This window comes from Staphylococcus sp. EG-SA-2, assembly GCF_017152085.1.
Genome location: NZ_JACYHC010001189.1, coordinates 1 through 650, shown reverse-complemented (window position 1 = coordinate 650; position 650 = coordinate 1). Strand labels below are relative to the sequence as shown.

Genomic DNA, 650 nt, shown 5'->3' with positions numbered 1-650 from the left:
AAAAGGAACATTCTTGAATTTACGATAAATACAGTTAGTACAATCGCTGATATCGGTGTACCTGCTATAAACAACGCGCACATAATAAATTGCGCAGCACCGGCATATATAACAAGACATAACAAGACAATTTCTAAAATACTAAAGTTTTGAGACGAAGCCACAATACCAAATGAAATACCAACACCGGCATAACCCAATAATGTTGGGACACACTCTCGCACGCCTTGTCTAAAACTTAAATGTGTTGTCATCTCAACTACCTCCTTTGCCACTTTATATTTATATAATTACGAAAAAAATAATATACCTAGTCTAATACAGTTCTATATCACAAGCAATAACGTTAGACACTGGTTTGTCTGAAGTTAGACATACCGGAGTCTTTAATCAGCTTCATATTAACTTTTTATTTTTTTAGAATTTTCAATTTTTTATTTAAGACTACCTCCATATTTTCTATGGATTGTAGTTGTTTTTAAATACTAATTTTATAAATTTTTATATCTAATGATGAGTCTGGGATATTGATTCATGTAACACTCCCTTATAATCATCATCCTCTCCCCCTACCCTACTCCATCGATATTACTCATACTACATCAACGAAATCAGTATTTTATCGCTTAATTTCCTATAATAGTGATGCT

General features: G+C 32.2%; 1 protein-coding gene. It reads right to left on the bottom strand.

The features are described 5' to 3' along the window. A partial coding sequence (locus tag IDG60_RS19445; protein WP_206161087.1) for an AzlC family ABC transporter permease occupies positions 1-254 on the bottom strand: 254 nt, incomplete at its 3' end. Positions 255-650 lie beyond the last annotated feature (396 nt).